At 63.7% G+C, this 23,350-nt stretch carries 19 protein-coding genes; 10 read left to right on the forward strand and 9 right to left on the reverse strand.

What is annotated here, in order from left to right:
• Positions 1-23 precede the first annotated feature (23 nt).
• Positions 24-944 (forward strand): AraC family transcriptional regulator, encoded by a 921-nt coding sequence (locus tag IRZ77_RS14210; protein WP_046614827.1) that lies wholly within the window; start codon positions 24-26, stop codon positions 942-944.
• 135 nt (positions 945-1,079) lie between these two features.
• Here the strand turns inward: IRZ77_RS14210 and IRZ77_RS14215 are convergent, their stop codons facing one another.
• Positions 1,080-2,717 (reverse strand): 5-guanidino-2-oxopentanoate decarboxylase, encoded by a 1,638-nt coding sequence (locus IRZ77_RS14215; RefSeq protein ID WP_153670523.1) that lies wholly within the window; start codon positions 2,715-2,717, stop codon positions 1,080-1,082.
• A gap of 114 nt (positions 2,718-2,831) precedes the next feature.
• On the opposite strand from IRZ77_RS14215, the gene IRZ77_RS14220 reads away from it, so the two are divergent.
• On the forward strand, positions 2,832-3,725 hold the full coding sequence (locus IRZ77_RS14220; protein WP_085602293.1) for a LysR substrate-binding domain-containing protein: 894 nt from the start codon (positions 2,832-2,834) through the stop codon (positions 3,723-3,725).
• 80 nt (positions 3,726-3,805) lie between these two features.
• Here the strand turns inward: IRZ77_RS14220 and IRZ77_RS14225 are convergent, their stop codons facing one another.
• Positions 3,806-4,420, reverse strand: coding sequence for an NAD(P)-dependent oxidoreductase (locus IRZ77_RS14225; RefSeq protein ID WP_046614830.1), 615 nt, complete (start codon positions 4,418-4,420; stop codon positions 3,806-3,808).
• Positions 4,421-4,447: 27 nt separating this feature from the next.
• Positions 4,448-5,323, reverse strand: a complete 876-nt coding sequence (locus tag IRZ77_RS14230; protein ID WP_196173711.1) for an MBL fold metallo-hydrolase — start codon at positions 5,321-5,323, stop codon at positions 4,448-4,450.
• Between the two features lie 103 nt (positions 5,324-5,426).
• Here IRZ77_RS14230 and IRZ77_RS14235 point away from each other — a divergent pair, with 103 nt between their 5' ends.
• Entirely contained in the window at positions 5,427-6,332 is a 906-nt protein-coding gene (locus tag IRZ77_RS14235; RefSeq protein ID WP_196173713.1) for a LysR family transcriptional regulator, read from the forward strand.
• Between the two features lie 24 nt (positions 6,333-6,356).
• Here IRZ77_RS14235 and IRZ77_RS14240 read toward each other — a convergent pair whose 3' ends face one another.
• Complete coding sequence (locus IRZ77_RS14240) at positions 6,357-7,226, reverse strand: isocitrate lyase/PEP mutase family protein (protein ID WP_003259571.1); 870 nt, start codon at positions 7,224-7,226, stop codon at positions 6,357-6,359.
• A 440-nt stretch (positions 7,227-7,666) separates the two neighbouring features.
• Between IRZ77_RS14240 and IRZ77_RS14245 the strand changes: the two genes are divergently transcribed.
• Positions 7,667-9,118, forward strand: a complete 1,452-nt coding sequence (locus tag IRZ77_RS14245) for an MDR family MFS transporter (protein WP_196173715.1) — start codon at positions 7,667-7,669, stop codon at positions 9,116-9,118.
• Positions 9,119-9,339: 221 nt separating this feature from the next.
• Here the strand turns inward: IRZ77_RS14245 and ttgR are convergent, their stop codons facing one another.
• Complete coding sequence (gene ttgR / locus IRZ77_RS14250) at positions 9,340-9,972, reverse strand: efflux transport transcriptional regulator TtgR (protein ID WP_025340482.1); 633 nt, start codon at positions 9,970-9,972, stop codon at positions 9,340-9,342.
• A gap of 258 nt (positions 9,973-10,230) precedes the next feature.
• Here ttgR and ttgA point away from each other — a divergent pair, with 258 nt between their 5' ends.
• The 6 genes from ttgA (at position 10,231) to IRZ77_RS14280 (ending at position 19,324) form a co-directional block, all read left to right on the forward strand.
• The gene (ttgA, locus tag IRZ77_RS14255; RefSeq protein ID WP_075046218.1) at positions 10,231-11,385 is read left to right on the forward strand and encodes a toluene efflux RND transporter periplasmic adaptor subunit TtgA; all 1,155 of its coding nucleotides are present in this window, start codon (positions 10,231-10,233) and stop codon (positions 11,383-11,385) included.
• 3 nt (positions 11,386-11,388) lie between these two features.
• On the forward strand, positions 11,389-14,541 hold the full coding sequence (gene ttgB / locus IRZ77_RS14260) for a multidrug efflux RND transporter permease subunit TtgB (RefSeq protein ID WP_046614835.1): 3,153 nt from the start codon (positions 11,389-11,391) through the stop codon (positions 14,539-14,541).
• Positions 14,538-15,992 (forward strand): AdeC/AdeK/OprM family multidrug efflux complex outer membrane factor, encoded by a 1,455-nt coding sequence (locus IRZ77_RS14265; protein ID WP_046614836.1) that lies wholly within the window; start codon positions 14,538-14,540, stop codon positions 15,990-15,992. Before ttgB ends, IRZ77_RS14265 begins: the two co-directional genes overlap by 4 nt.
• A gap of 294 nt (positions 15,993-16,286) precedes the next feature.
• Positions 16,287-17,543, forward strand: coding sequence for an OprD family porin (locus IRZ77_RS14270; RefSeq protein ID WP_046614837.1), 1,257 nt, complete (start codon positions 16,287-16,289; stop codon positions 17,541-17,543).
• A 200-nt stretch (positions 17,544-17,743) separates the two neighbouring features.
• Positions 17,744-18,667: a LysR family transcriptional regulator gene (locus IRZ77_RS14275; RefSeq protein ID WP_085602343.1), complete on the forward strand. Its 924-nt coding sequence runs from the start codon at positions 17,744-17,746 to the stop codon at positions 18,665-18,667.
• A 132-nt stretch (positions 18,668-18,799) separates the two neighbouring features.
• Positions 18,800-19,324: an Mpo1 family 2-hydroxy fatty acid dioxygenase gene (locus IRZ77_RS14280; RefSeq protein WP_108481917.1), complete on the forward strand. Its 525-nt coding sequence runs from the start codon at positions 18,800-18,802 to the stop codon at positions 19,322-19,324.
• A gap of 113 nt (positions 19,325-19,437) precedes the next feature.
• Here IRZ77_RS14280 and pcaC read toward each other — a convergent pair whose 3' ends face one another.
• From pcaC to IRZ77_RS14300, 4 genes are read right to left on the reverse strand one after another with little or no spacing between them, the layout of a single operon-like run.
• Positions 19,438-19,833 carry a 4-carboxymuconolactone decarboxylase gene (gene pcaC / locus IRZ77_RS14285; protein ID WP_003259581.1) on the reverse strand — a complete coding sequence of 132 codons (396 nt, stop codon included), beginning with the start codon at positions 19,831-19,833 and terminating at the stop codon, positions 19,438-19,440.
• Positions 19,834-19,843: 10 nt separating this feature from the next.
• The gene (pcaD, locus tag IRZ77_RS14290) at positions 19,844-20,635 is read right to left on the reverse strand and encodes a 3-oxoadipate enol-lactonase (RefSeq protein ID WP_196173717.1); all 792 of its coding nucleotides are present in this window, start codon (positions 20,633-20,635) and stop codon (positions 19,844-19,846) included.
• Positions 20,636-20,646: 11 nt separating this feature from the next.
• Positions 20,647-21,999: a 3-carboxy-cis,cis-muconate cycloisomerase gene (locus IRZ77_RS14295; RefSeq protein ID WP_196173719.1), complete on the reverse strand. Its 1,353-nt coding sequence runs from the start codon at positions 21,997-21,999 to the stop codon at positions 20,647-20,649.
• A 9-nt stretch (positions 22,000-22,008) separates the two neighbouring features.
• Entirely contained in the window at positions 22,009-23,298 is a 1,290-nt protein-coding gene (locus IRZ77_RS14300) for an MFS family transporter (protein ID WP_046617253.1), read from the reverse strand.
• Positions 23,299-23,350 lie beyond the last annotated feature (52 nt).

The raw sequence follows: 23,350 nt of genomic DNA on the forward strand, positions 1-23,350 counted from the left end.
TCGGTCAGTAGAGGAAAGCCACCATGACCATCGCCACGTCCATCGACCCGAGCCTGGAACTTCAACGCCAGGAGCTGGCCGAGCTGATCCGCCGCCACGCAGGGGAGCCTCACGGCCCGGCATCGGCCATCGATGACCTGTACCTGGTGCGCTACACCGAAAACGTGCGCTCGGTACCGACCCTGGCACAACCCGCGCTGTGTATCCTCGCCCAGGGCAGCAAAAGCTTGTTCCTCGGTGACGAGCAGTACGCTTACGACCCGCTGCACTACATGGTGGTCTCGGTAACCTTGCCGTTGAGCGCCGTGAGGCTGGACGCCAGCCCCGAGCACCCGAGCCTTGGCCTGCGCATGGACCTGGACCCGGCCGAAATCAGCCAGCTGATCGCCGAAAGCGGGCCGATGCTGGTGCCCAACCGGCCTTCCGGGCGTGGCTTGTATGTGGAAAGAACCGATGCCGCGCTGCTCGACGCCCTGCTGCGGCTGATCCGCCTGCTGGATACCCCGCGCGACATCGCGATGCTGGCGCCGCTGTTCCGTCGGGAGATTCTGTACCGCCTGCTGCGTGGGCCGCAGGGCTATCGGTTGTACGAAATCGCCTTGGCCAACAGCCAGACCCACCGGGTTTGCCAGGCGATCACCTGGCTCAATCAGAACTACCAGTTGCCTTTGCGCATCGAGGATCTGGCGCGGGAGGTCAACCTAAGCACCTCGACCTTGCACCACCGATTCAAGGCCGTGACGTCGATGAGCCCGTTGCAGTACCAGAAGCAACTGCGCCTGCAGGAGGCGCGGCGATTGATGCTGAATGACGGGCTCGAGGCGGCGGTGGCGGCCTACCGGGTGGGGTATGAAAGCCCGTCACAGTTCAGCCGTGAATACAGCCGGCTGTATGGCGCGCCGCCGATTCGTGATGTGGCAAGGTTGCGGGCGACTGCTGGCTGAAATTTTGGCTGGCAGTACCGGCCTCTTCGCGGGCTTGCCCGCTCCCACAGGTACAGCACAACGTTCAGAGCCTGTGCAAAATCCTGTGGGAGCGGGCAAGCCCGCGAAAGGGCCGGTACAGACAATAGCTTCACTTCAACCCAACACAGCCCCTTGCCACTGATTCTGGTCAACCTGGATCAAGGTCGGCCCCTTGCGCTCCAATGCCTGCCCCAACGCCACCTGCAGCTGCGCTACATCTGCCACCTGCTCCGCTACCGCGCCCAGGGCCCGCGCCACACCGATGAAGTCCGGCGTATGGATATCCACCCCCACCGGCTCGATCGCCCGGTTGACCATGTATTTCTTGATTTCCTCGTACCCCTGGTTGTTCCACAGCAGCACGATCAGCGGCACCTGCGCTTCCACCGCGCTTGCCAGCTCCGGCAAGGTGAACTGCAAACCGCCATCACCAATCAGGCACACCGCAGGCGCACGCTCACCGACCTGCTCCGCACTGCCCAACCAGGCGCCCATGGCCGCCGGCAGCGCATAACCCAAGGTGCCATAGCCGGTCGAGGCATTGAACCAACGGCGTGGCTGGTCCATGTCCAGGGTCAGGTTGCCGGTATAAACCGGCTGGGTCGAATCGCCCACAAGGATTGCATTGGGCAGGCACTCGAGAATCGCACTCAGCAAACGCGTCTGGCTCAGGGTCGGCTGGTCCCAACCCGCTGCCAGTGCCTGGCGCAACTTGGCCACCCGGGCCGCTCCCCACGTGCTGTCACGCACGGGTTGCGGCAACCCCTGCAAGGCACCGAGCAGCGCCTCGGTGGCCAGTTCGGCATCGGCCACCAGCGACAGCGTCGGCAGGTAATTGCGCACGGTCTGGTCCGGGTCGATGTCGATGCGCAACAGGCTGCCCGGGATCTCGAAACCACCTTTGAAGGTAACGTCATAGTCGGTTTCGGCCAGTTCGGTGCCTATCGCCAGCACCACATCGGCCTCGGCCACCAGCGCCCGCGTGGCTGGCAGTGACTGGGTCGAGCCGATCTGCAGGGGATGGCTGGCCGGCAGCAGCCCCTTGGCATTGATGGTCAGCGCTACCGGCGCCTGCAGGCGCTCGGCCAGGCGCGCCAGCGCAGCGCCCGCAGCCAATGCGCCCCCCCCTGCCAGGATCAATGGCCGCCGTGCACTGACCAGGCGCTCGGCCATCTGCGCCACGGCCTGCGGCGCTGCGCCAGCCCGGCTGCTACGCACCACGCGCCCCGGCAGCAGGTGATCGGCCGGCTCGACCAGCACGTCGAGCGGAATCTCGATATGCACCGGCCGAGGGCGAGCACCTTCGAAAACGGCGAATGCCCGGGCCAGCACCTGCGGCAAGTCATCGGCACTCATCAAGGTGTGGGAAAACGCCGCCACACCCGACACCAGCGCTGCCTGGTTGGGCAACTCGTGCAGCTTGCCGCGGCCACCGCCCAACTGGTCGCGGGCCTGCACGCTGGAAATCACCAGCATCGGGATCGAGTCGGCATAGGCCTGGCCCATGGCGGTGGTGATGTTGGTCATGCCCGGGCCGGTGATGATGAAGCACACCCCGGGCTTGCCGCGGGTCCGCGCATAGCCGTCGGCCATGAACCCGGCACCCTGCTCGTGGCGCGGGGTGACATGGCGGATGGACGACCCCGCCAGGCCGCGGTAGAGCTCCACGGTATGTACACCAGGAATGCCGAAGACATGGTCAACGCCATAGCCTTCAAGGAGTTTTACCAGTACTTCGCCGCAGGTTGCCATTGGGTTTCACCATGAATCTTGGTTGGGTTATGCCCTTATTGGACCCAGCCACGGCTATCGCCACAATGCAAAAAAACACATACTAGCCATGTTCTGTAATCATGGCTAAGCACAATGAAACGCCTCCCGCCCCTGCCCGCCCTGCATACCTTTCTGGTCACCGCCCAACACTGCAATTTCACCCGTGCAGGGCAGCAGTTGCATATCACCCAAGGCGCCGTCAGCCGGCAGATCGCGGCCCTCGAAGAGCATCTGGGTTATGCCTTGTTCCAGCGCCAGGCCCGTGGGCTGAGCCTGACCCGTGAAGGCCAGGACTGGCTGCCAAGAGTGCAGCAGGTGTTCGCGCTGATCGAACAAGGGGTGCGTGAGGTGGGTGGGCGCAGCACTACCTTGCAGCTCAAGGCACCGACCTGCGTGATGCGCTGGCTGTTGCCGCGCCTGATGGAATGGCAGGCACTACGCCCGGATGTGCCTGTAGAGCTGACCACCACGGTGCAACATGGAGTGGACTTTCGCCGCGAGGGTTTCGATGCCGCGGTGGTGTATGGCGATGCGCCGAACCATGGGCTGCGCGTGCGCAAGCTGTTCGATGAGCAGCTGACGCCGGTGTGCGCGCCGTCATTACGCCAAGGGCCGGTACCGTTGCAGCAGGTCGAGGACCTGGCGCTACACATGCTGCTGCACCCTTCGCGGGATGAGCATGACTGGCGGTTGTGGCTGCAGGCAGCCGGGGTGACGCTGGGCACTCAAGGCCCGAAGCAGCATTTCGAGACGCTGGACATGGCGATGGCCATGGCCTCGCAGGGCACCGGCGTGGCCATCGGCGACTGGTCGCTGATCGGCGATGACTTGCGCGGGGGACGGCTGTGCATGCCGTTTGCGCTCAAGGTGATGACCGGCAAGGGGTATTACCTGGTGAGCCAGAGCAAGAACTTGCCGCCGGGGCTTGTGGAGTTGCTGGACTGGCTGGAGGACCGGGCCAGCCTGCAAGGGCCCCTTCGCGGGTAAACCCGCTCCCACAAGTAATACACCGGCATCGAAATCAGTGCAGTACCTGTGGGAGCGGGTTTACCCGCGAAGGGGGCGACTCAATAGCCGACGGTAAAACGCTGCCGCGAATGTTGTGGCTTCTCCAGTTCGTCGAGCATGGCAATTGCGTAATCGGCGAAGGTTATCCAGCTCTTGCCATCGGCGCCGATCAGCAGATGATCCTTGCCCAGCTTGTAATGCCCGCTGCGCTCACCTTCAACGAACTCCGCCGATGGCGACAGGAAGGTCCAGTCCAGGTTCGGCTCACGTTGCAATACTTCCAGAAAACGCACCCCGGCAGTGGCCTCGGCCTTGTATGCCTCGGGGAAGTCCGGGCTGTCGATCACCCGATGCCCCGACGGCAGCAACAGGCTGCCGGCCCCACCCACCACCAGCAGGCGCCTGACCCCGGCCCGCTTGACCGGCTCGATGATGGCGTGTGGCTCGATGGTCGAGAAATGCGCCGCGCTCAGCACCGCATCCACACCTGCGATCGCCGCTTGCACGGCCGCGCTGTCCTTGGCATCCAGCGCCTTGACGGTAACCCCGTCCCGCCCCTGCAACCGCGACGGGTCGCGGGCGATGGCCAGCACACTGTGGCCACGGCGCAGGGCCTCCTCCAACAACTGGCTGCCAGCGCGGCCAGTGGCACCGATGATTGCAATCTTGCTCATGGGATACTCTCCATCAATTGAACGGAATTACCACTTCATCTCGCCCTTGGCGACCTTGGCCCCCAGCTCCAGCGAGCTTTCATCGGCCAGGCCCGGGTAACGTCGTTTCATCGCCGCGATCAACGCACCGGAGTCTTTCGCCCTGGCGGTCTCGCTATCGAAATCACGAATGTAGTTCGCCGTGAAACGCACGGCCTCCAGCGATCGGCCGCTGTCCCCCTGGTAGTGCCCAGGGATGACCGTACGCGGCGCCAGCGCTTCGATGTGCGCCAAGGTGCCAAGCCAGTCGGCGTGGGACTTGGCCGTTTGTGTGTCGGCCATCCACACGTGAATGTTCTCCGACACCACCACGCCACCGACCACCGCCTTGATCGACGGTATCCATACAAAACTGCGGTCAGGTTGAGGGCCGTCGAGGCCGACAACCTCAAGGGCCTGCCCTTCCAGCGTCAGGTGGTGGCCTTCGAGCACCTGCGGCAGCACCAGCCGCGCCGGCTTGTCCGCGCCCATCTGCGGCCCCCAGTAGGCCAGCTTGGCATCCATGGTCTGGCGGATGTGGGCAACCGTGGCGGCCGACGCCAGCACCTTGGCCTCCGGGAAGGCCTGGGTCAGGGTATCCAGGCCGAAGTAGTAGTCCGGGTCGCCATGGCTGATGTAGATACTGGTCAGCTGCTTGCCGCCCGCCCGCAGTCGCTGTACCAGCTGTTCGGCCTGGGCCTTGCCGAACTGGGCATCGACGAGGATGGCGTCGTGCTCGCCGCTGACGATCACCGAACTGACCGGGAAGATTGCCTCATGCCCAGGGTTGTAAACCTCAAGCCGCAAGGGGTCGGCAGCCAGCGCCGGGCCGGCCAGGGTCACACAGGCCAGCAGCAAGCCATGCAAGGGAGTGAAAAGAGACATCGCAAACACCCGTCAGATGAACAATGCCCAACAGCTTAGTTGCCCAATCCGTGACAAAAAATGCGATGCTCGAACATAGTTTGTTTCTGAAACCGGGCAAATCATGGACCGTCTCAACGCCATGCGTGTTTTCGTCACCGTAGTCGACCTGGGCAGCCAGTCAGCGGCGGCGGATCATCTGCAACTGTCTCGGCCGGTGGTGTCGCGCTACCTGGCAGAGCTGGAAGACTGGGTTGGCGCACGGCTGATGCAGCGCACCACACGCAAGCTCAGCCTTACCGCCGCCGGCCAGGAAACCCTGCCCCGCTGTCGGCAACTGCTGGAACTGGCCGGCGACCTGCAAGCCGCGGTGCAGCAGCCGGATGACGCGCCCAAGGGCGCGCTGCGCATCAGCGTCAGTACCTCGTTCGGCCAGGCCCAGTTGGTGGATGCAGTGGCCGACTACGTCCGGCGCTACCCCGGGGTGAAGGTGGAACTGCAGATGCTCGATCGCACGGTCAACCTGGTGGACGAGCGCATCGACCTGGCCATCCGCACCAGCAACGACCTGGACCCCAACCTGATCGCCCGGCGCCTGAGTGTGTGCCGCTCGGCAGTGTGTGCGGCACCGGCCTACCTGCGCGAGCACGGCACGCCGCAACGGGTCGAGGATCTGAGCCGGCACAACTGCCTGACCCATGCCTACTTCGGCCACAGCCTGTGGCATTTCGAGGTGGCCGGCCAGCAAGTCGCCGTGCCAGTGGCGGGGAACATCAGTGCCAACGAGGCGATGACACTGCAGAAAGCGGCGCTGGCCGGCGCAGGTATCGCCATGCTGCCGACCTACCAGGCCGCGAAAGCCCTGCGCCGGGGTGAACTGGTGCGCCTGCTGCCCGAAGCCAGGCCACGCGAACTGAACCTGACTGCGGTGTACACCTCGCGCAAGCACATGCCGGCGACCCTGCGCAGCATGCTGGATTTTCTGGTGCAGCGATTCAAGGACGAACCGGAGTGGGATCAGGACTTGTAAGGCCGTTCCTCCAGGGGGGGCGTGTCACTCTTCGACGCTCATGTATTCCTTGGCCCAACGGATGTAGTCCTCGGGCTGGGTGTAGGTATGCGAGAGTTCGGTGGCGCTGAGGTTTTCCGACTTGTTCTGCTGGCCGCGCTGCAGCCGCAGGCAGTCATAGGTGGCCTTGATCGCGGCAAAGTAGGCGGCGTGACCATCGACCACGATGCGCACGCCCAGGCGTGCCAGGCGCTCGTCGTCTCGCAGGTTCGGGTTGCCGTAGGTCACCAGCATCAGTGGCACCGTCAGGTGCTCGGCAATCTGCTCGAGTTGCTCGAAGTCCTTCACACCCACCATGCAGATGCCATCGGCTCCAGCCTTCTGGTAGCTCTGGGTACGCACGATGATTTCTTCGGTGGTGAGCACACCAGCGTTGGTACGGGCAATGATCGACAGCGACGAATCGACCCGTGCCTCCAGCGCCGCGCGGATCTTGCCGACGCCCTCTTCAACCGGGATCAGGTCGGTGGACTTGCGCCCGAACTGGGCAGGCAGCAGGGTGTCCTCGATGGTCAGCGCAGCCACGCCGGCGCGCTCCAGTTCGATGACCGTGCGCATGACATTCAGTGCGTTGCCATAGCCGTGGTCGGCGTCAGCCAGCACGGGCAGTTGCGCCACGCGACCAATACGGGTGGCCTGCTCGACGAACTCGCTGAGGGTGATCAGGGCGAAGTCCGGTGCCGCCAGTACCTGCAGCGAAGCGACGGAACCACCGAGGATGCCGACCTCGAAACCCAGGTCTGCGGCAATACGTGCCGACATCGGGTCGAACACCGATGCGGTGTGGTAACAGGAACCTGAAGCGAGCAGCTCGCGGAAGGCAAAACGCAGATCTTGATGGGAAGCCTTGGGCATGATCACTCCGCAAAATAAGTTGAAAGTCGAACGGTAACTACCGACCCCTGTAATCGGGTCTACCTGGCCTGTTCCAACCGTCGCCATCTGGGCGGTCATGCTTGACATGCAGGCAGAGGAATAAAAGGTGTGGGAGACAGCGGCGCGAAAACCTGCGGCATAATGTTGCACCAAGCTGGTGCGAGCCCCCGGTTTTCCGCCTCTGTGGCATACCAACGATATCACGCAGCCATGCAGCACTGGATGAATGCGCCAATGCCGATCTTGCATAGGGGATGCAGATAGTACATAGGAAGCTACCTAACTCAGGTTACAATTTCGGGGCCCCTTCGCGGGCACGCCCGCTCCCACAGGTACACCACAGCCTTCAAGCCCTGAGTTGTACCTGTGGGAGCGGGCATGCCCGCGAAGAGGTCTCAACCGATAAACAAGGTATCCCCGTGACCGCCGCCCTGCCCCCCACCACCCTGCGCAACGTGCTTACCGCCCTGATGCTGGCGATCTTCCTCGGCGCCCTGGACCAGACCATCGTCGCCGTCTCGCTGCCGGCAATCTCGGCGCAGTTCAACGATGTCGGCCTGCTGGCCTGGGTCATCTCCGGCTACATGGTGGCGATGACCGTGGCCGTGCCGATCTACGGCAAGCTGGGCGACCTGTACGGGCGGCGCAGGATGATCCTCACCGGCATCAGCCTTTTCACCCTGGCCTCGATCGCCTGCGCCCTGGCCCAGGACATGCAACAACTGGTGCTGGCCCGGGTACTGCAAGGCATAGGTGCCGGTGGCATGGTCTCGGTGAGCCAAGCGATCATCGGCGACTTCGTACCCCCACGGGAGCGCGGCCGCTACCAGGGCTATTTCAGCAGCATGTACGCCGTGGCCAGCGTCGCCGGGCCGGTACTGGGCGGCTGGCTGACCGAATACCTGTCATGGCGCTGGGTGTTCTGGATCAACCTGCCGCTGGGGCTGGTCGCACTGTGGGCGATCCGCCGCGCCCTCGGCGGCATGCCGGCGCAGCGCCGCGAGGCGCAGGTGGACTACCTGGGCGCCGTGTTGCTGATCCTCGGCCTGGGTAGCCTGTTGCTGGGTATTACCCTGGTCGGCCAGGGTCACGCCTGGGTCGACTCGGCCGTGCTGGCCCTGTTCGCCTGCGCCGCGCTGGGCCTGGTGCTGTTCATCGCCCATGAGCGCCGCTGCCCGGAGCCGCTGCTGCCACTCGGCCTGTTCGGCAATCGCGTGGCGGTGCTGTGCTGGGGCGTGATCTTCTTCGCCAGCTTCCAGTCAATCTCCCTGACCATGCTCATGCCGTTGCGCTACCAGGGCATCACCGGCGCCGGCGCCGACAGTGCTGCTTTGCACCTCCTGCCGCTGGTGATGGGGCTGCCCATGGGGGCCTTCACCGGCGGGCGCATGACCAGCCTGACCGGGCGTTACAAGCCGCAGATCCTGGCCGGCGCGCTGCTTATGCCGCTGGCCATTTTCGCCATGGCGCTGACCCCGCCGCAATCGGCCTTGCTCAGCGCACTGTTCATGCTGCTGACCGGCATCGCTTGCGGGCTGCAGTTCCCGACCTCGCTGGTAGGCACGCAAAGCGCGGTGGACAGCAAGGACATCGGCGTGGCCACAAGCACCACCAACCTGTTCCGCTCGCTGGGCGGGGCCATGGGGGTGGCGTGCATGTCCAGCCTGCTGCTGGCGCTGCTGCACCAGGGCGGGTTCGAGTCGCTGGGTAATCCGTTGCTGGGTAGCTTGAAGGCCGGCGAAGTGGACCTGATGACACAAGGGCGGTTACTCGAGACGTTCCGGCGTTTGTTGATGGGAAGTGCCGGGGTAGCCGTGCTGGGACTGTTTGCAGCGTTTGCATTGCCCGACCGGCAACTGCGCGGACGCTAGAAGCTACGCGATCTCTGTGGGAGCGGCCTTGTGTCGCGAAAGGGCCGCGAAGCGGCCCCAGGATTTCAGCAGTGATGCACAAATTGCCGGGGCTGCTGCGCAGCCCTATCGCGACACAAGGCCGCTCCCACAGGATCGGTGATTTGTTCAAGGTCATCCGGAAGCATTAATCCCCCCTTAACACAAAGGGGTAACACTCCCTCACAATCCTTAACAAAGTGTCATTTGCGCAGAGCCGGGCTCAAGCGCAGCATATCCAGCCCGGTGTCGACCCATTTTTCGACATCCTTCAACAGATCGACACTGTCAGGCAGCAACAGCCAGCGCCCGATCAGGCCATCGACATAGGCAAACATGGCCACCGCCGCGCGCTCGACATCCAGCTCGCCTGGCAACTGGCCCCGGCGCACGGCATTGGCCAACGCCAGGGTGATGCCCTTGTGGCAATCCAGCACCGCACCCTGGCGCTGCTGGCGAATTTCACACATGTCATCGGTGAACTCGCACTTGTGATGCAGGATTTCATTGATACGCCGGGTTCGGGCATCGAGCACCAGCTCGTTGAACACTTGCAGCAACAGCTTGCGCATGCAGCCGAGCGGGTCCACTTCGTCCTCGCTTTCGCTCGCCCGCGCCAGGTGGTCATGGGTTTCATGCAGGCTGTCGAGCAGCGCCTGCACAAGCTCGGCCTTGTTGTTGAAGTGCCAGTAGATCGCCCCCCGCGTCACACCCGCGAGTTCGGCGATGTCGGCCAGGGTGGTTCGCGCAACCCCGCGCTTGTAGAAGGCCTTTTCCGCCGCTTCGATGATCTGGGCGCGGGTTTCCTGGGCTTCTTCTTTGGTTCGACGGACCATGGCAGTACAAACCTCATCTGCCCCGAACGCGCGGCGCGTGCGGGGAACACTCCGGGGGCACCTCTGCAGGGTGCCTCGCGGAGGAGCTAATCAAGGGCTGTGGCAGTACCCGAGTACAACCCAGCGGTATTTACAAACAACCATGAATGTAAGTATATTCCTTAGCAAGCTATTTATCCACCGGATAGCAATTTTTCCAGATCAAGACTCTTCCATTACTCTTGAGCGTCTCCCTGCTCCAGCGACCCGAGGATCCTCATGCAATTCAAGCCAGCCGTTACCGCTCTGGTTTCCGCCGTCGCCCTGGCAACCCTGCTCAGTGGCTGTAAGAAAGAAGAAGCAGCGCCAGCGGCGCAGGCTCCTCAGGTCGGCGTCGTGACCATCCAGCCCCAAGCCTTCACCCTGACCTCGGAATTGCCGGGGCGTACCAGTGCCTACCGCGTCGCCGAAGTGCGCCCGCAGGTAAACGGCATCATCCTCAAGCGCCTGTTCAAGGAAGGCAGTGAGGTCAAGGAAGGCCAGCAGTTGTACCAGATCGACCCTGCCGTGTACGAAGCCACCCTGGCCAATGCCCAGGCCAACCTGCAGGCCACCCGCTCGCTGGCCGAGCGCTACAAGCAGCTGATCGACGAACAGGCTGTCTCCAAGCAGGAATACGACGACGCCAATGCCAAACGATTGCAGGCCGAGGCTTCGCTCAAGAGCGCGCAGATCGACCTGCGCTACACCAAGGTCCTGGCACCGATCAGCGGCCGTATCGGCCGTTCTTCGTTCACCGAAGGTGCACTGGTGAGCAATGGCCAGGCCAACGCCATGGCCACCATCCAGCAACTCGACCCGATCTACGTCGACGTCACCCAGTCCACCGCCGAGCTGCTCAAGCTGCGCCGTGACCTGGAAAGCGGCCAGTTGCAAAAGGCCGGCGACAACGCCGCCTCGGTGCAACTGGTGCTGGAAGACGGCAGCCTGTTCAAGCAGGAGGGCCGCCTGGAGTTCTCCGAGGTCTCGGTCGACGAGACCACCGGCTCGGTCACCCTGCGCGCCCTGTTCCCCAATCCTGATCACACCCTGCTGCCTGGCATGTTCGTGCATGCGCGGCTCAAGGCAGGTGTCAACGCCAATGCCATCCTGGCCCCACAACAGGGCGTGACCCGCGACCTGAAAGGCGCGCCGACCGCGCTGGTGGTCAACCAGGAGAACAAGGTCGAACTGCGCCAGCTCAAGGCCAACCGTACCCTGGGCAGCGACTGGCTGATCGAGGAAGGCCTGAACCCGGGTGACCGCCTGATCACCGAAGGGCTGCAGTACGTGCGCCCGGGCGTCGAGGTCAAGGTCAGCGAAGCCACCAACGTCAAGAAGCCGGCCAGCCCTGTTCAGGCCAACGCGGCGAAAGCAGACGCCAAAGCGGAGTAAACCATGTCGAAGTTCTTTATCGATCGCCCGATCTTCGCCTGGGTGATCGCCTTGGTGATCATGCTGGTCGGCGCCTTGTCGATCCTGAAGCTGCCGATCAACCAGTACCCCAGCATCGCGCCACCGGCCATCGCCATCGCCGTGACCTACCCGGGCGCCTCGGCGCAAACCGTGCAGGACACCGTGGTACAGGTGATCGAGCAGCAGCTCAACGGTATCGACAACCTGCGTTATGTGTCGTCGGAAAGTAACTCCGACGGCAGCATGACCATTACCGCCACCTTCGAGCAGGGCACCAACCCAGACACCGCGCAGGTGCAGGTGCAGAACAAGCTGAACCTGGCCACCCCGCTGTTGCCGCAGGAAGTGCAGCAGCAAGGTATCCGCGTCACCAAGGCAGTGAAGAACTTCCTGCTGGTGATCGGCCTGGTGTCCGAGGACGGCAGCATGACCAAGGACGACCTGGCCAACTACATCGTCTCCAACATGCAGGACCCGATCTCGCGTACCGCGGGTGTGGGTGACTTCCAGGTGTTCGGTGCGCAGTACGCCATGCGTATCTGGCTCGATCCGGCCAAACTGAACAAGTTCCAGCTGACCCCGGTCGACGTCAAGACCGCCGTGGCCGCGCAGAACGTGCAGGTATCCTCCGGCCAGCTCGGCGGCCTGCCGGCCATGCCCGGCACCCAGCTGAACGCCACCATCATCGGCAAGACTCGTCTGCAGACTGCCGAGCAGTTCGAGAAGATCCTGCTCAAGGTCAACAGCGACGGTTCGCAAGTGCGTCTGGGTGATGTCGCCCAGGTTGGCCTGGGTGGTGAAAACTATGCCGTCAGCGCCCAGTTCAACGGTAAGCCGGCCTCCGGCCTGGCAGTAAAACTGGCCACCGGTGCCAACGCCCTGGACACCGCCAAGGCCTTGCGCAAGACCATCGCCGACCTGGAACCGTTCTTCCCGCCTGGGGTGAAAGCGGTATTCCCATATGACACCACCCCGGTGGTCACCGAGTCGATCAGCGGCGTGATCCACACCCTGATCGAAGCCGTGGTCCTGGTGTTCCTGGTGATGTACCTGTTCCTGCAGAACTTCCGCGCCACCATCATCACCACCATGACCGTACCGGTGGTGTTGCTGGGCACCTTCGGCATCCTTGCCGCTGCCGGCTTCAGCATCAACACCCTGACCATGTTCGCCATGGTTCTGGCCATCGGCTTGCTGGTGGACGACGCCATCGTCGTGGTGGAGAACGTCGAGCGGGTGATGTCCGAGGAAGGCTTGCCGCCCAAGGAAGCGACCAAGCGCTCGATGGAGCAGATCCAGGGTGCCCTGGTGGGTATCGCCCTTGTGCTGTCGGCGGTACTGCTGCCCATGGCGTTCTTCGGCGGCTCCACGGGTGTGATCTACCGGCAGTTCTCCATCACCATCGTCTCGGCCATGGGCCTGTCGGTGTTGGTGGCGCTCATCTTCACCCCGGCCCTGTGCGCCACCATGCTCAAGCCGCTGAAGAAGGGCGAACACCATGTGGCCAAGCGTGGCTTCTTCGGCTGGTTCAACCGCAACTTCGACCGCAGCGTAACCGGCTACGAGCGCAGCGTGGGCTCCATTCTGCGCAACAAGGTACCGTTCCTGCTGGCCTACGCGCTGATCGTGGTCGGCATGATCTGGCTGTTCACCCGCATCCCTACCGCGTTCCTGCCGGAAGAAGACCAGGGCGTATTGTTCGCCCAGGTACAGACTCCGGCCGGCTCCAGTGCCGAGCGCACCCAGGTGGTGGTCGACCAGATGCGTGAGTATCTGCTCAGCGAAGAGGCCGACACCGTGGCTTCGGTGTTCACTGTCAACGGCTTCAACTTCGCCGGCCGTGGCCAGAGCTCGGGCATGGCGTTCATCATGCTCAAGCCTTGGGATGAGCGCTCCAAGGAAAACAGCGTGTTTGCCCTTGCCCAGCGCGCCCAGCAGCACTTCTTCACGTTCCGCGATGCGATGGTGTTCGCCTTTGCCCCGCCTGCGGTGCTCGAACTGGGTAACGCCACCGGCTTCGACGTGTTCCTTCAGGACCGCGGCGGTGTCGGCCATGCCAAGTTGATGGAAGCGCGCAACCAGTTCCTGGCCAAGGCCGCGCAGAGCAAGATCCTCAGCGCCGTGCGCCCGAACGGCCTGAACGACGAGCCGCAGTACCAGCTGACCATCGATGACGAGCGTGCCAGCGCCCTGGGCGTGACCATCGCCGACATCAACAACACCCTGTCGATTGCCTTGGGTGCCAGCTACGTCAACGACTTCATCGACCGTGGCCGAGTCAAGAAGGTGTATATCCAGGGCGAGCCGAACGCGCGGATGAGCCCGGAAGACCTGCAGAAGTGGTACGTGCGCAATGGCGCTGGCGAAATGGTGCCGTTCTCCTCCTTCGCCAAAGGCGAATGGACCTACGGTTCGCCGAAGCTTTCGCGTTACAACGGCGTCGAGGCAATGGAAATCCTCGGTGCACCGGCACCAGGCTACAGTACTGGTGAAGCCATGGCCGAGGTCGAGCGCATTGCTGGCGAACTGCCAAGCGGTATCGGCTTCTCCTGGACCGGCATGTCCTATGAGGAAAAACTGTCCGGTTCGCAGATGCCGGCACTGTTCGCCCTCTCGGTACTGTTCGTGTTCCTGTGCCTGGCGGCCCTGTACGAAAGCTGGTCGATCCCTATCGCCGTGGTACTGGTAGTACCGCTGGGTATCATCGGTGCCCTGATCGCCACCAGCCTGCGCGGGTTGTCAAACGATGTGTACTTCCTGGTCGGCCTGTTGACCACCATCGGCCTGGCAGCGAAAAACGCCATCCTGATCGTCGAATTCGCCAAGGAACTGCACGAGCAGGGCCGCAGCCTGTATGACGCGGCGATCGAGGCGTGCCGCATGCGTCTGCGCCCGATCATCATGACCTCGCTGGCGTTCATCCTCGGCGTGGTACCGTTGACTATCGCCAGCGGCGCCGGCGCCGGCAGCCAGCACGCCATCGGTACTGGCGTGATCGGCGGCATGATCAGTGCGACCGTGCTCGCTATCTTCTGGGTACCACTGTTCTTCGTCGCAGTGTCGTCACTGTTCGGCAGCAAAGAGCCGGAAAAAGACGTCACCCCTGAAACTCCACGTTATGAGGCTGGGCAATGACCAAGTCTTTGTTGTCCCTGGCAGTAACCGCTTTCATTCTTGGCGGCTGCTCATTGATCCCTGACTACCAGACCCCGGAATCGCCGGTGGCTGCGCAGTGGCCGCAAGGCCCTGCGTACTCGCCGACGCAATCGGCGGAAGTTGCCGCCGCCGAGCAGGGCTGGCGCCAGTTCTTCCACGACCCGGCACTGCAGCAGCTGATCCAGACCGCGCTGGTAAACAACCGCGACCTGCGCGTTGCCGCTTTGAACATCGACGCCTACCGCGCTCAGTACCGCATCCAGCGCGCCGACCTGTTCCCGGCGGTTTCGGCCACCGGCAGCGGCAGCCGCCAGCGCGTACCGGCGAACATGTCGCAGACGGGCGAAGCGGGCATCACCAGCCAATACTCGGCCACCCTGGGCGTCAGCGCCTATGAGCTGGACCTGTTCGGCCGCGTGCGCAGCCTGACCGAGCAGGCCCTGGAAACCTACCTGTCCAGCGAGCAGGCGCGTCGCTCCACGCAGATCAGCCTGGTGGCCAGCGTGGCCAATGCCTACTACACCTGGCAGGCCGACCAGGCGCTGTTCAAGCTGACCGAAGAAACGCTCAAGACCTACGAGGAAAGCTACAACCTCACCCGTCGCAGCAACGAAGTCGGCGTAGCCTCGGCACTGGACGTCAGCCAGGCGCGTACCGCCGTGGAAGGCGCCCGGGTCAAGTACTCGCAGTACCAGCGCCTGGTCGCCCAGGACGTCAACAGCTTGACCGTGCTGCTGGGCACCGGCATTCCCGCCGACCTGCCCAAGCCACTGGAGCTCAATGCCGACCAGCTGGCCGAAGTACCGGCCGGCTTGCCGTCGGACATCCTCCAGCGTCGCCCGGACATCCAGGAAGCCGAGCACCTGCTCAAGGCCGCCAATGCCAACATTGGCGCGGCTCGTGCAGCGTTCTTCCCGAGCATCAGCCTGACCGCCAATGCCGGCAGCCTGAGCCCCGACATGGGCCACCTGTTCTCGGGCGGCCAGGGCACCTGGCTGTTCCAGCCGCAGATCAACCTGCCGATCTTCAACGCCGGCAGCCTGAAGGCCAGCCTGGACTACTCGAAAATCCAGAAGGACATCAACGTCGCCAAGTACGAAAAGACCATCCAGACCGCCTTCCAGGAAGTCTCCGATGGCTTGGCGGCGCGCAAGACCTTCGAAGAGCAGCTGCAGGCGCAACGCGACCTGGTGCAGGCGAACCAGGACTACTACCGCCTGGCCGAACGCCGCTATCGCATCGGTATCGACAGCAACCTGACCTTCCTCGACGCCCAGCGCAACCTGTTCAGTGCCCAGCAGGCGCTGATCGGCGATCGCTTGTCGCAGCTGACCAGCGAGGTCAACCTGTACAAGGCGCTTGGCGGTGGCTGGTACGAGCAGACCGGGCAGGCCAACCAACAGGCATCGGTGGAAGCACCGAAGAGCTGATTGAAGCTGTCAAAGCATCAAGCCCACCCTCGCGGTGGGCTTTTTTTTGTGTTGCCTGAACCGGCCTCTTCGCGGGTTCGCCCGCAAGCCCCAACATAGACAAACAATTAACCAACCAGAACATTCCGTTCGATTATCGCCCGATTCCGCTTGTGGCGAATTGCCTCACCCCAGCCCCACCCCGCACCATCCTCCCCACGCAACGTTGCCCCGGTTCATCCCAAAAGACCCGCACCTGCAGGCCGCATCCTGCAGCGTACCGGCTCGCCCATAAAAACAAGAGATCCACGACAGATGAGCACTTTGCAACCCGCACGCCAGCTGCTGCCCGGCCTGTTGGCCATGTCCTGCGCACTCCCCGTGTTCGCCGCCGACGAAGGGGGTTTCCTGGAGGACGCCAAGGCCACCCTCAACCTGCGCAACTTCTACATCAACCGCAACTTCGTCGACCCGGCCCACCCGCAGGCCAAGGCCGAGGAGTGGACGCAGAGCTTCATCCTCGACGCCCGCTCCGGCTTCACCCAAGGCACCGTCGGTTTCGGCGTGGACGTACTGGGCCTGTACTCGGTCAAGCTCGACGGCGGCAAAGGCACCACCAACACTCATCTGCTGCCGGTGCACGACGATGGCCGCCCCGCCGATGATTTCGGCCGCCTGGGCGTGGCACTGAAAGCCAAGCTGTCCGAAACCGAGCTGAAAGTGGGCGAATGGATGCCGGTACTGCCGATCCTGCGCTCGGATGACGGCCGCTCGCTGCCGCAGACCTTCCGCGGCGGCCAGCTGACCTCGAAGGAAATCGCCGGCCTGACCCTGTACGCCGGCCAGTTCCGCGGCAACAGCCCGCGCAACGACGCCAGCATGGAAGACATGTCGATGAACGGCAAGGCAGCGTTCACGTCCGACCGTTTCAACTTTGGCGGCGGCGAATACGCCTTCAACGACAAGCGCACCATGATCGGCCTGTGGAATGCCCAGCTCAAGGACATCTACCGTCAGCAGTACCTCAACCTTGTGCACAGCCAACCCCTGGGCGATTGGACCCTGGGCGCCAACCTGGGCTACTTCATCGGCAAGGAAGACGGCGCCGAACGCGCTGGTGAACTGGACAACCGCACCGCCTCGGCCATGCTCTCGGCGCGCTATCAGGGCCACACATTCTACGTCGGCCTGCAGAAAGTCAGCGGCGACGACGCCTGGATGCGGGTGAATGGCACCAGCGGCGGCACCCTGGCAAACGACAGCTACAACTCCAGCTTCGACAACGCCAAGGAACGCTCCTGGCAGGTGCGCCATGACTTCAACTTCGCCACCGTCGGCGTGCCAGGCCTGACCCTGATGAACCGCTACATCAAAGGTGACAACGTCACCGCAGGGGGCGTGGACGATGGCAAGGAATGGGCGCGGGAAACCGAGTTGGCATATGTGGTGCAGTCGGGCAGCTTCAAGGACCTGTCGGTGAAGTGGCGCAACTCCACCATGCGCCGGGACTTCAGCACCAACTCGTTCGACGAGAACCGATTGATCGTGAGCTACCCGCTGAATCTCCTTTGAATGCTTCGCGGGTAAACCCGCTCCCACAGGTTCACCACAGATTCTGAAACTGTGGTGAACCTGTGGGAGCGGGTTTACCCGCAAGAGGCCAGATGCCGCAACAAATAACCTAAAGCTATAAACAAATCAATAAACCTTCTTTGACGGAATATACAGCAACCGCTTGAATAGGCCCCTGAACCCCGCCCCAGAGCCGTGACATGGACCTCCGTCAACTGCGCTACTTCATCGCCCTCACCGAATACCGCAGCTTCGTCCGTGCCGCCGAGGCCATGGGCATCACCCAACCCGCCTTCAGCCGTGCCATCCAGAGCCTGGAACACAGCTTCGGCTGCCCATTGGTCGACCGCGCCAGCAAAGCCCTGCCGCCCACCCCTGAAGGCTTGGTGGTGCTGCAACATGCCCGGCGCCTGGTACAAGGTGCCGCGCAGCTGAGCAACGAAGTGCTACAGATGACTAAGCTCGACGCCGGCGAGCTGCATTTCGGCAGCGGCCCGACGCTGGCCGTACGCCTGGTGCCCGATGCCCTGCGCCACTTTCTCGAGCGCCACCCAGGCATCCGCACCTCGCTGCTGGTGGACAACGCCGAACGCCTCGGCCAGGCCCTGCGCCGCGAGCAGATCGAGTTTTTCGTCGACGACATCCGCCCGTTCGAGGCCGACCCCAACTTCCACACCGAACCCCTTTCACCGCGCCCCGGCCTGTTCTTCTGTCGCCCGGGGCACCCATTGCTGGCCAAGGACAGCCTGTCGACCAACGACCTGTTCAGCTACCCCCTGGCCAGCGCCCTGCTCGCCCCCGGCGTGCGCAAGCGCCTGGCCAACCTGAGCGGGCGCAGCGATTTCACCCCGCACCTGCAAACCGAGCACCTGGCCGTACTGCGCAGCGTGGTGCTGGCCAGCGATGCCATCGGCACCGCCAGCGAGGAAGCCGTGGCCGAAGACCTGGCCAGCGGCCGCCTGGTGCGCCTGCACTGGCGCAACCTGCCGCCAGCGCTGGAAGTGCTGAGCGTGCGCTGTGGCGTAGTCAGCCGCAGCGGTTACCGGTTGTCGCCGGCGGCGCGAGCGATGATCGAAACGCTGGTGGGGCTGGATATGCCAGTGCGGGCTGCTGCCATTCGCTGAACTGATGATGCTGGCAGGGGCGGTCTATCCTGAGCTATATCGGTCGCCTGTGCCGGCCCTTTCGCGGGTGAACCCGCGAAGAGGCCAGAACAGGCAATACACCCCGATCAGGCAACCAGGGAGGCAAAAACAATGAAGACCCTCGTCGACCACCTGAGCCAATACGCCAGCTACCACCGCGACCCACGCAACATCGCCACCCACTTCGTGGGCATCCCCATGATCGTGCTGGCGGTCACCATCCTGCTGTCGCGTCCTGGCTGGGAGGTGGCGGGCGTGTGGCTGTCCCCTGCCCTGCCGGCGGCGGCAGCCTCGGTCTGGTTCTACCTGCGCCTGGACCTGCGCTTCGGCCTGGTGATGGGGTTGTTGCTTGGGCTATGCCTGTGGGTTGGTCAGGTGCTGGCGATGCAGACGACAGCACTGTGGCTCGGCGCCGGGCTGGGTGCGTTCGTGGTGGGCTGGATCATCCAGTTCGTCGGCCATTACTACGAAGGCCGCAAGCCGGCGTTTGTCGACGATGTCAGCGGATTGATCATCGGGCCGTTGTTCGTGGTGGCAGAAGCGGCATTCATGCTCGGCCTGTGCCCGGCCCTGAAGCAAGCCGTGGAAAGCAACGCCGGGCCAGTTGCCATGCGGCAGAAGAATGCGGCCATGTAAACATTCAATGGCCCTATCGCCGGCAAGCCAGCTCCCACAGGGACTGCACTGCCCTCAAGCCTGATGCAATCCCTGTGAGAGCTGGCTTGTCGGCGATAGGGCCGGTACAGGCATTACTGCTGTCGCGACTCCACGCCCAGCTCATCCCATACCGACTCAGCCATGTGGAAGGTGGCATTGGCAGCCGGAATGCCGCAATAAATCGCGCTCTGCATCAGTACTTCCTTGATCTCGTCGCGCGTGACGCCATTGTTGGCCGCCGCGCGCAGGTGCAGCTTCAGCTCGTCATTGCGGTTCATGCCAATCAGCATGGCGATGGTGATCAGGCTACGGGTATGCCGCGGCAGGCCCGGGCGGGTCCAGATGTCACCCCAGGCGTGGCGGGTGATCATCTCCTGGAACTCGCCGTTGAAGTCGTTGAGCTTCTCCAGGCTGCGGTCCACATGGGCATCGCCAAGCACTGCGCGGCGTACTTGCATGCCGGCGTCGTAACGTTGTTTCTCGTCCATGGCGGTATCCTCAGTGGGCCAGCAGGAAGTCGAGCACGCGGCGGCTGAACGCCTCGCCGACCTCGACGTTGGACAGGTGCGCCGCCGGGAAGTCGACGTACTCGGCACCCGTGATACCGGCCTGCATGAAGCGGCCGTACTCTGGGGTGGTCACCACGTCTTCGGTACCGGCAACGATCAGCGTCGGCACCTGTATGCGGCCCAACTGCTCACGGTAGTCGGCATCGCGCACCGCTGCGCAGTTGCCGGCATAGCCTTGCGGGCTGGTTTGCGCCAGCATCTGGCAGATGCGCTGGGCCTGCGCCGGCTGGGCCTGGGCGAAGCCCGGGGTGAACCAGCGGGCGATGGAAGCATCGCGCAGATCGACCATGGCCTGCTGGCCGCCCTTGAGCACGGTGTCGATACGGGTGTTCCACACCTCGTCGTTGGCGATCTTGGCAGCGGTATTGCACAGGGTCAGGCTGTGCAGGCGCTGGCCGGCATTGATGCCCAGCCACTGGCCGATCAGGCCACCCATCGACAGGCCGACGAAGTGCGCCTTGGCGATATCCAGCCCATCGAGCAAGGCCAGCACGTCACGGCCCAGCTGTTCGATGCTGTAGGGGCCTTCAGTGACCAGCGACCCACCGTGGCCACGGGTGTCGTAGCGCAACACGCGCAAGTGCTGGCTCCACAGTGGGATCTGCGTGCCCCACATGCCCAGGTCGGTGCCCAGCGAGTTGGACAGGACCAGCACCGGGGCGTTTTCCGGGCCATCGATCTGGTAATTCAAAACGCCATCGGCCAGTTGCAAGTGCGCCACAGCGGTCTCCTTCAGGCAGTGAAACGTTGATGTTCGGACACGGCGCGCGCCACCCAGACGCGGGCCTGGCCCAAGTAATGGGCAGGGTCGAGCAAGCGATCGAGTTCTTCGGCGGACAGCTCGGCGCTGACCTGCGGCTCTTCACCCAGCACAGTGCGCAGGTGGCGCTGTTCGGCCACCGCGCGCTGGCAGCACTGCTCCAGCAGGTGGTGGGCGTGGTCGCGGCCCAGGCGCTGGGCGAGGACGATGCTTACCGCTTCGGCCAGCACCAGGCCCTGGGTCAGGTCGAGGTTACGGCGCATGCGCGCGGCATCCACTTCCATACCCTCGGCAATCACCTGGGCCTGGCGCAGCGCACCGGAGACCAGGCAGCAGATGTCGGGCAGGGTTTCCCATTCGGCATGCCACAGGCCGAGGCTGCGCTCGTGCTCCTGGGGCATGGCGGCAAACAGCGTCGAAACCAGCCCCGGCACGCGGGTCGCGGCGCCGATCAGCACTGCTGCGCCGACAGGGTTGCGCTTGTGCGGCATGGTCGAAGACCCACCCTTGCCCGGCGCGGAAGGCTCGAACAGTTCCCCCGCCTCGGTCTGCATCAGCAGGCTGACATCGCGGCCGAACTTGCCCAGGCTACCGGCGACCAGGCCCAGCACCGAGGCAAACTCCACCAGGCGGTCGCGATGGGTGTGCCAGGGCTGCTCGGGCAGGGTCAGCTTGAGCTGCTCGGCCAAGGCTTCGGCCACCGGCATCGCCTTGCTGCCCAACGCCGCGAGGCTGCCCGAGGCACCGCCGAACTGCAGCACCAGCAGGCGTGGGCGCAGCTCCTGCAGGCGCTGGCGGTGACGGGTCAAGGCGCCCAGCACACCGGCCAGTTTCATGCCCAGGGTCACCGGGGTGGCATGCTGCAACCAGGTGCGCCCCACCAGCGGCGTGTCGGCGTGCTGCAAGGCCTGATGCGACAGGGTATCAGCCAGCTTGCCAAGGTCGGCTTCGATCAGGTCGAGGGCAGCGCGCAGCTGCACGACCAGCCCGGTGTCCATCGCGTCCTGGCTGGTGGCGCCCAGGTGCACGTAGCGCTCGGCCTCGGGCACGCCACTGGCGATCACCTTGCCCAACGCCTTCACCAGCGGGATCGCCGAGTTGCCAGCAGTGGCGATGGCATTGGCCAGCGCGCCAACGTCATAACGCTCGGCGTGGCAAGCCGCCTCGATGGCCGCTACCGCGCTGTGCGGGACCAGCCCGGCAGCCGCCTCGGCCCGTGCCAGCGCCGCTTCGAAATCGAGCATGCCCTGCAGGCGGCCACGGTCGGAGAAGATCTCGCGCATGGCCGGTGCGGTGAAGTAGGCGTCGAACAGTTGGTTGGTCATGCCACATCCTTAATCATCGTGGTGCAGGTACGCGGCCTGCTTCGGCAAGCGCAGGCTGAACAGGAAGGCAATCGCCATCATCGCTGTCACGTACCAGTAGAAAGTGTTTTCCATGCCCAAGGTCTTCAGGCCCAGGGCAACGTATTCGGCCGAACCGCCGAACGCCGCGTTGGCCACTGCATAGGCCAGGCCCACACCCAGCGCACGCACCTGCGGCGGGAACATCTCGGCCTTCACCAGGCCGCTGATCGAGGTGTAGAAACTGACGATACACAATGCCAGGGTAATCAGCACGAAGGCCATGAACGGGCTGCTCACGGTTTTCAGCGCCATCAGCAGCGGCACGGTGAACAGCGTCCCCAGGGCGCCGAACAGCATCATCGAATTGCGCCGGCCGATGCGGTCGGAGAGCATGCCGAAGAACGGCTGCAGCACCATGAACAGGAACAGCGCGCCAGTCATCACGTAGCTGGCGTTTTTTGCGGTCATGCCGGCGGTGTTGACCAGGTACTTCTGCATGTAGGTGGTGAAGGTGTAGAAGATCAGCGAACCGCCCGCGGTATAGCCGAGCACGGTGATGAAAGCCGCCGCGTGGTTGCGGAACAGGCCCTTGATGGTGCCGGCGTCCTTGTCCTGGCGGGTTTCGGCGCTGCTGGTCTCATGCAGCGAGCGGCGCAGCATCAACGAGATCAGCGCTGCAATGGCACCGACCACGAACGGTATGCGCCAGCCCCAGGCGCGCAGCTCTTCTTCGGTGAGCAGTTGCTGCAGGATCACCACCACCAGCACCGCCAGCAACTGGCCGCCGATCAGGGTCACGTACTGGAACGAGGCGAAGAAGCCGCGCTGGCCGCGCAGGGCCACTTCACTCATGTAAGTGGCAGTGGTGCCATACTCGCCGCCAACCGACAGGCCCTGGATCAGCCGGGCCAGCAACAGCAACGCCGGGGCCCAGGTGCCGATGCTGGCATAGGTGGGCAGGCAGGCGATCATCAGGGAGCCGAAGCACATCATCAGCACCGAGATCATCAGGGAATTCTTGCGACCATGGCGGTCAGCGAGGCGGCCGAATATCCAGCCACCGATGGGGCGCATCAGAAAACCCGCGGCGAACACGCCTGCCGTGTTCAACAACTGCACGGTGGGGTCGTCGGAAGGGAAGAAAGCCGGAGCAAAGTAGATCGCGCAGAAGGCATAGACGTAGAAGTCGAACCATTCCACCAGGTTGCCTGAAGAGGCACCAACGATAGCGAAGATGCGTTTACTGCGTTCTTCGCCGGTGTAATAGGCTGAGGTCATGGTGAGTTTACTCCTGGAGGGTCGCAGGTAATTCTAGACACACCTGGTAACA

Source organism: Pseudomonas pudica (assembly GCF_015680405.1).
In the GTDB taxonomy this organism is placed as follows: Bacteria; Pseudomonadota; Gammaproteobacteria; order Pseudomonadales; family Pseudomonadaceae; genus Aquipseudomonas; species Aquipseudomonas pudica.

Coding starts and splice junctions, on each gene's coding strand:
- IRZ77_RS14300 (WP_046617253.1), bottom strand. CDS start 23,298: ATGACCTCAGCCTATTACACCGGCGAAGAACGCAGTAAACGCATCTTC.
- IRZ77_RS14295 (WP_196173719.1), bottom strand. CDS start 21,999: ATGACCAACCAACTGTTCGACGCCTACTTCACCGCACCGGCCATGCGC.
- IRZ77_RS14265 (WP_046614836.1), top strand. CDS start 14,538: ATGACCAAGTCTTTGTTGTCCCTGGCAGTAACCGCTTTCATTCTTGGC.
- IRZ77_RS14235 (WP_196173713.1), top strand. CDS start 5,427: ATGGACCGTCTCAACGCCATGCGTGTTTTCGTCACCGTAGTCGACCTG.
- IRZ77_RS14230 (WP_196173711.1), bottom strand. CDS start 5,323: ATGTCTCTTTTCACTCCCTTGCATGGCTTGCTGCTGGCCTGTGTGACC.
- pcaC (WP_003259581.1), bottom strand. CDS start 19,833: ATGGACGAGAAACAACGTTACGACGCCGGCATGCAAGTACGCCGCGCA.
- IRZ77_RS14210 (WP_046614827.1), top strand. CDS start 24: ATGACCATCGCCACGTCCATCGACCCGAGCCTGGAACTTCAACGCCAG.
- IRZ77_RS14240 (WP_003259571.1), bottom strand. CDS start 7,226: ATGCCCAAGGCTTCCCATCAAGATCTGCGTTTTGCCTTCCGCGAGCTG.
- IRZ77_RS14275 (WP_085602343.1), top strand. CDS start 17,744: ATGGACCTCCGTCAACTGCGCTACTTCATCGCCCTCACCGAATACCGC.
- IRZ77_RS14225 (WP_046614830.1), bottom strand. CDS start 4,420: ATGAGCAAGATTGCAATCATCGGTGCCACTGGCCGCGCTGGCAGCCAG.
- IRZ77_RS14220 (WP_085602293.1), top strand. CDS start 2,832: ATGAAACGCCTCCCGCCCCTGCCCGCCCTGCATACCTTTCTGGTCACC.
- IRZ77_RS14215 (WP_153670523.1), bottom strand. CDS start 2,717: ATGGCAACCTGCGGCGAAGTACTGGTAAAACTCCTTGAAGGCTATGGC.
- IRZ77_RS14270 (WP_046614837.1), top strand. CDS start 16,287: ATGAGCACTTTGCAACCCGCACGCCAGCTGCTGCCCGGCCTGTTGGCC.
- ttgA (WP_075046218.1), top strand. CDS start 10,231: ATGCAATTCAAGCCAGCCGTTACCGCTCTGGTTTCCGCCGTCGCCCTG.
- ttgB (WP_046614835.1), top strand. CDS start 11,389: ATGTCGAAGTTCTTTATCGATCGCCCGATCTTCGCCTGGGTGATCGCC.
- ttgR (WP_025340482.1), bottom strand. CDS start 9,972: ATGGTCCGTCGAACCAAAGAAGAAGCCCAGGAAACCCGCGCCCAGATC.
- IRZ77_RS14280 (WP_108481917.1), top strand. CDS start 18,800: ATGAAGACCCTCGTCGACCACCTGAGCCAATACGCCAGCTACCACCGC.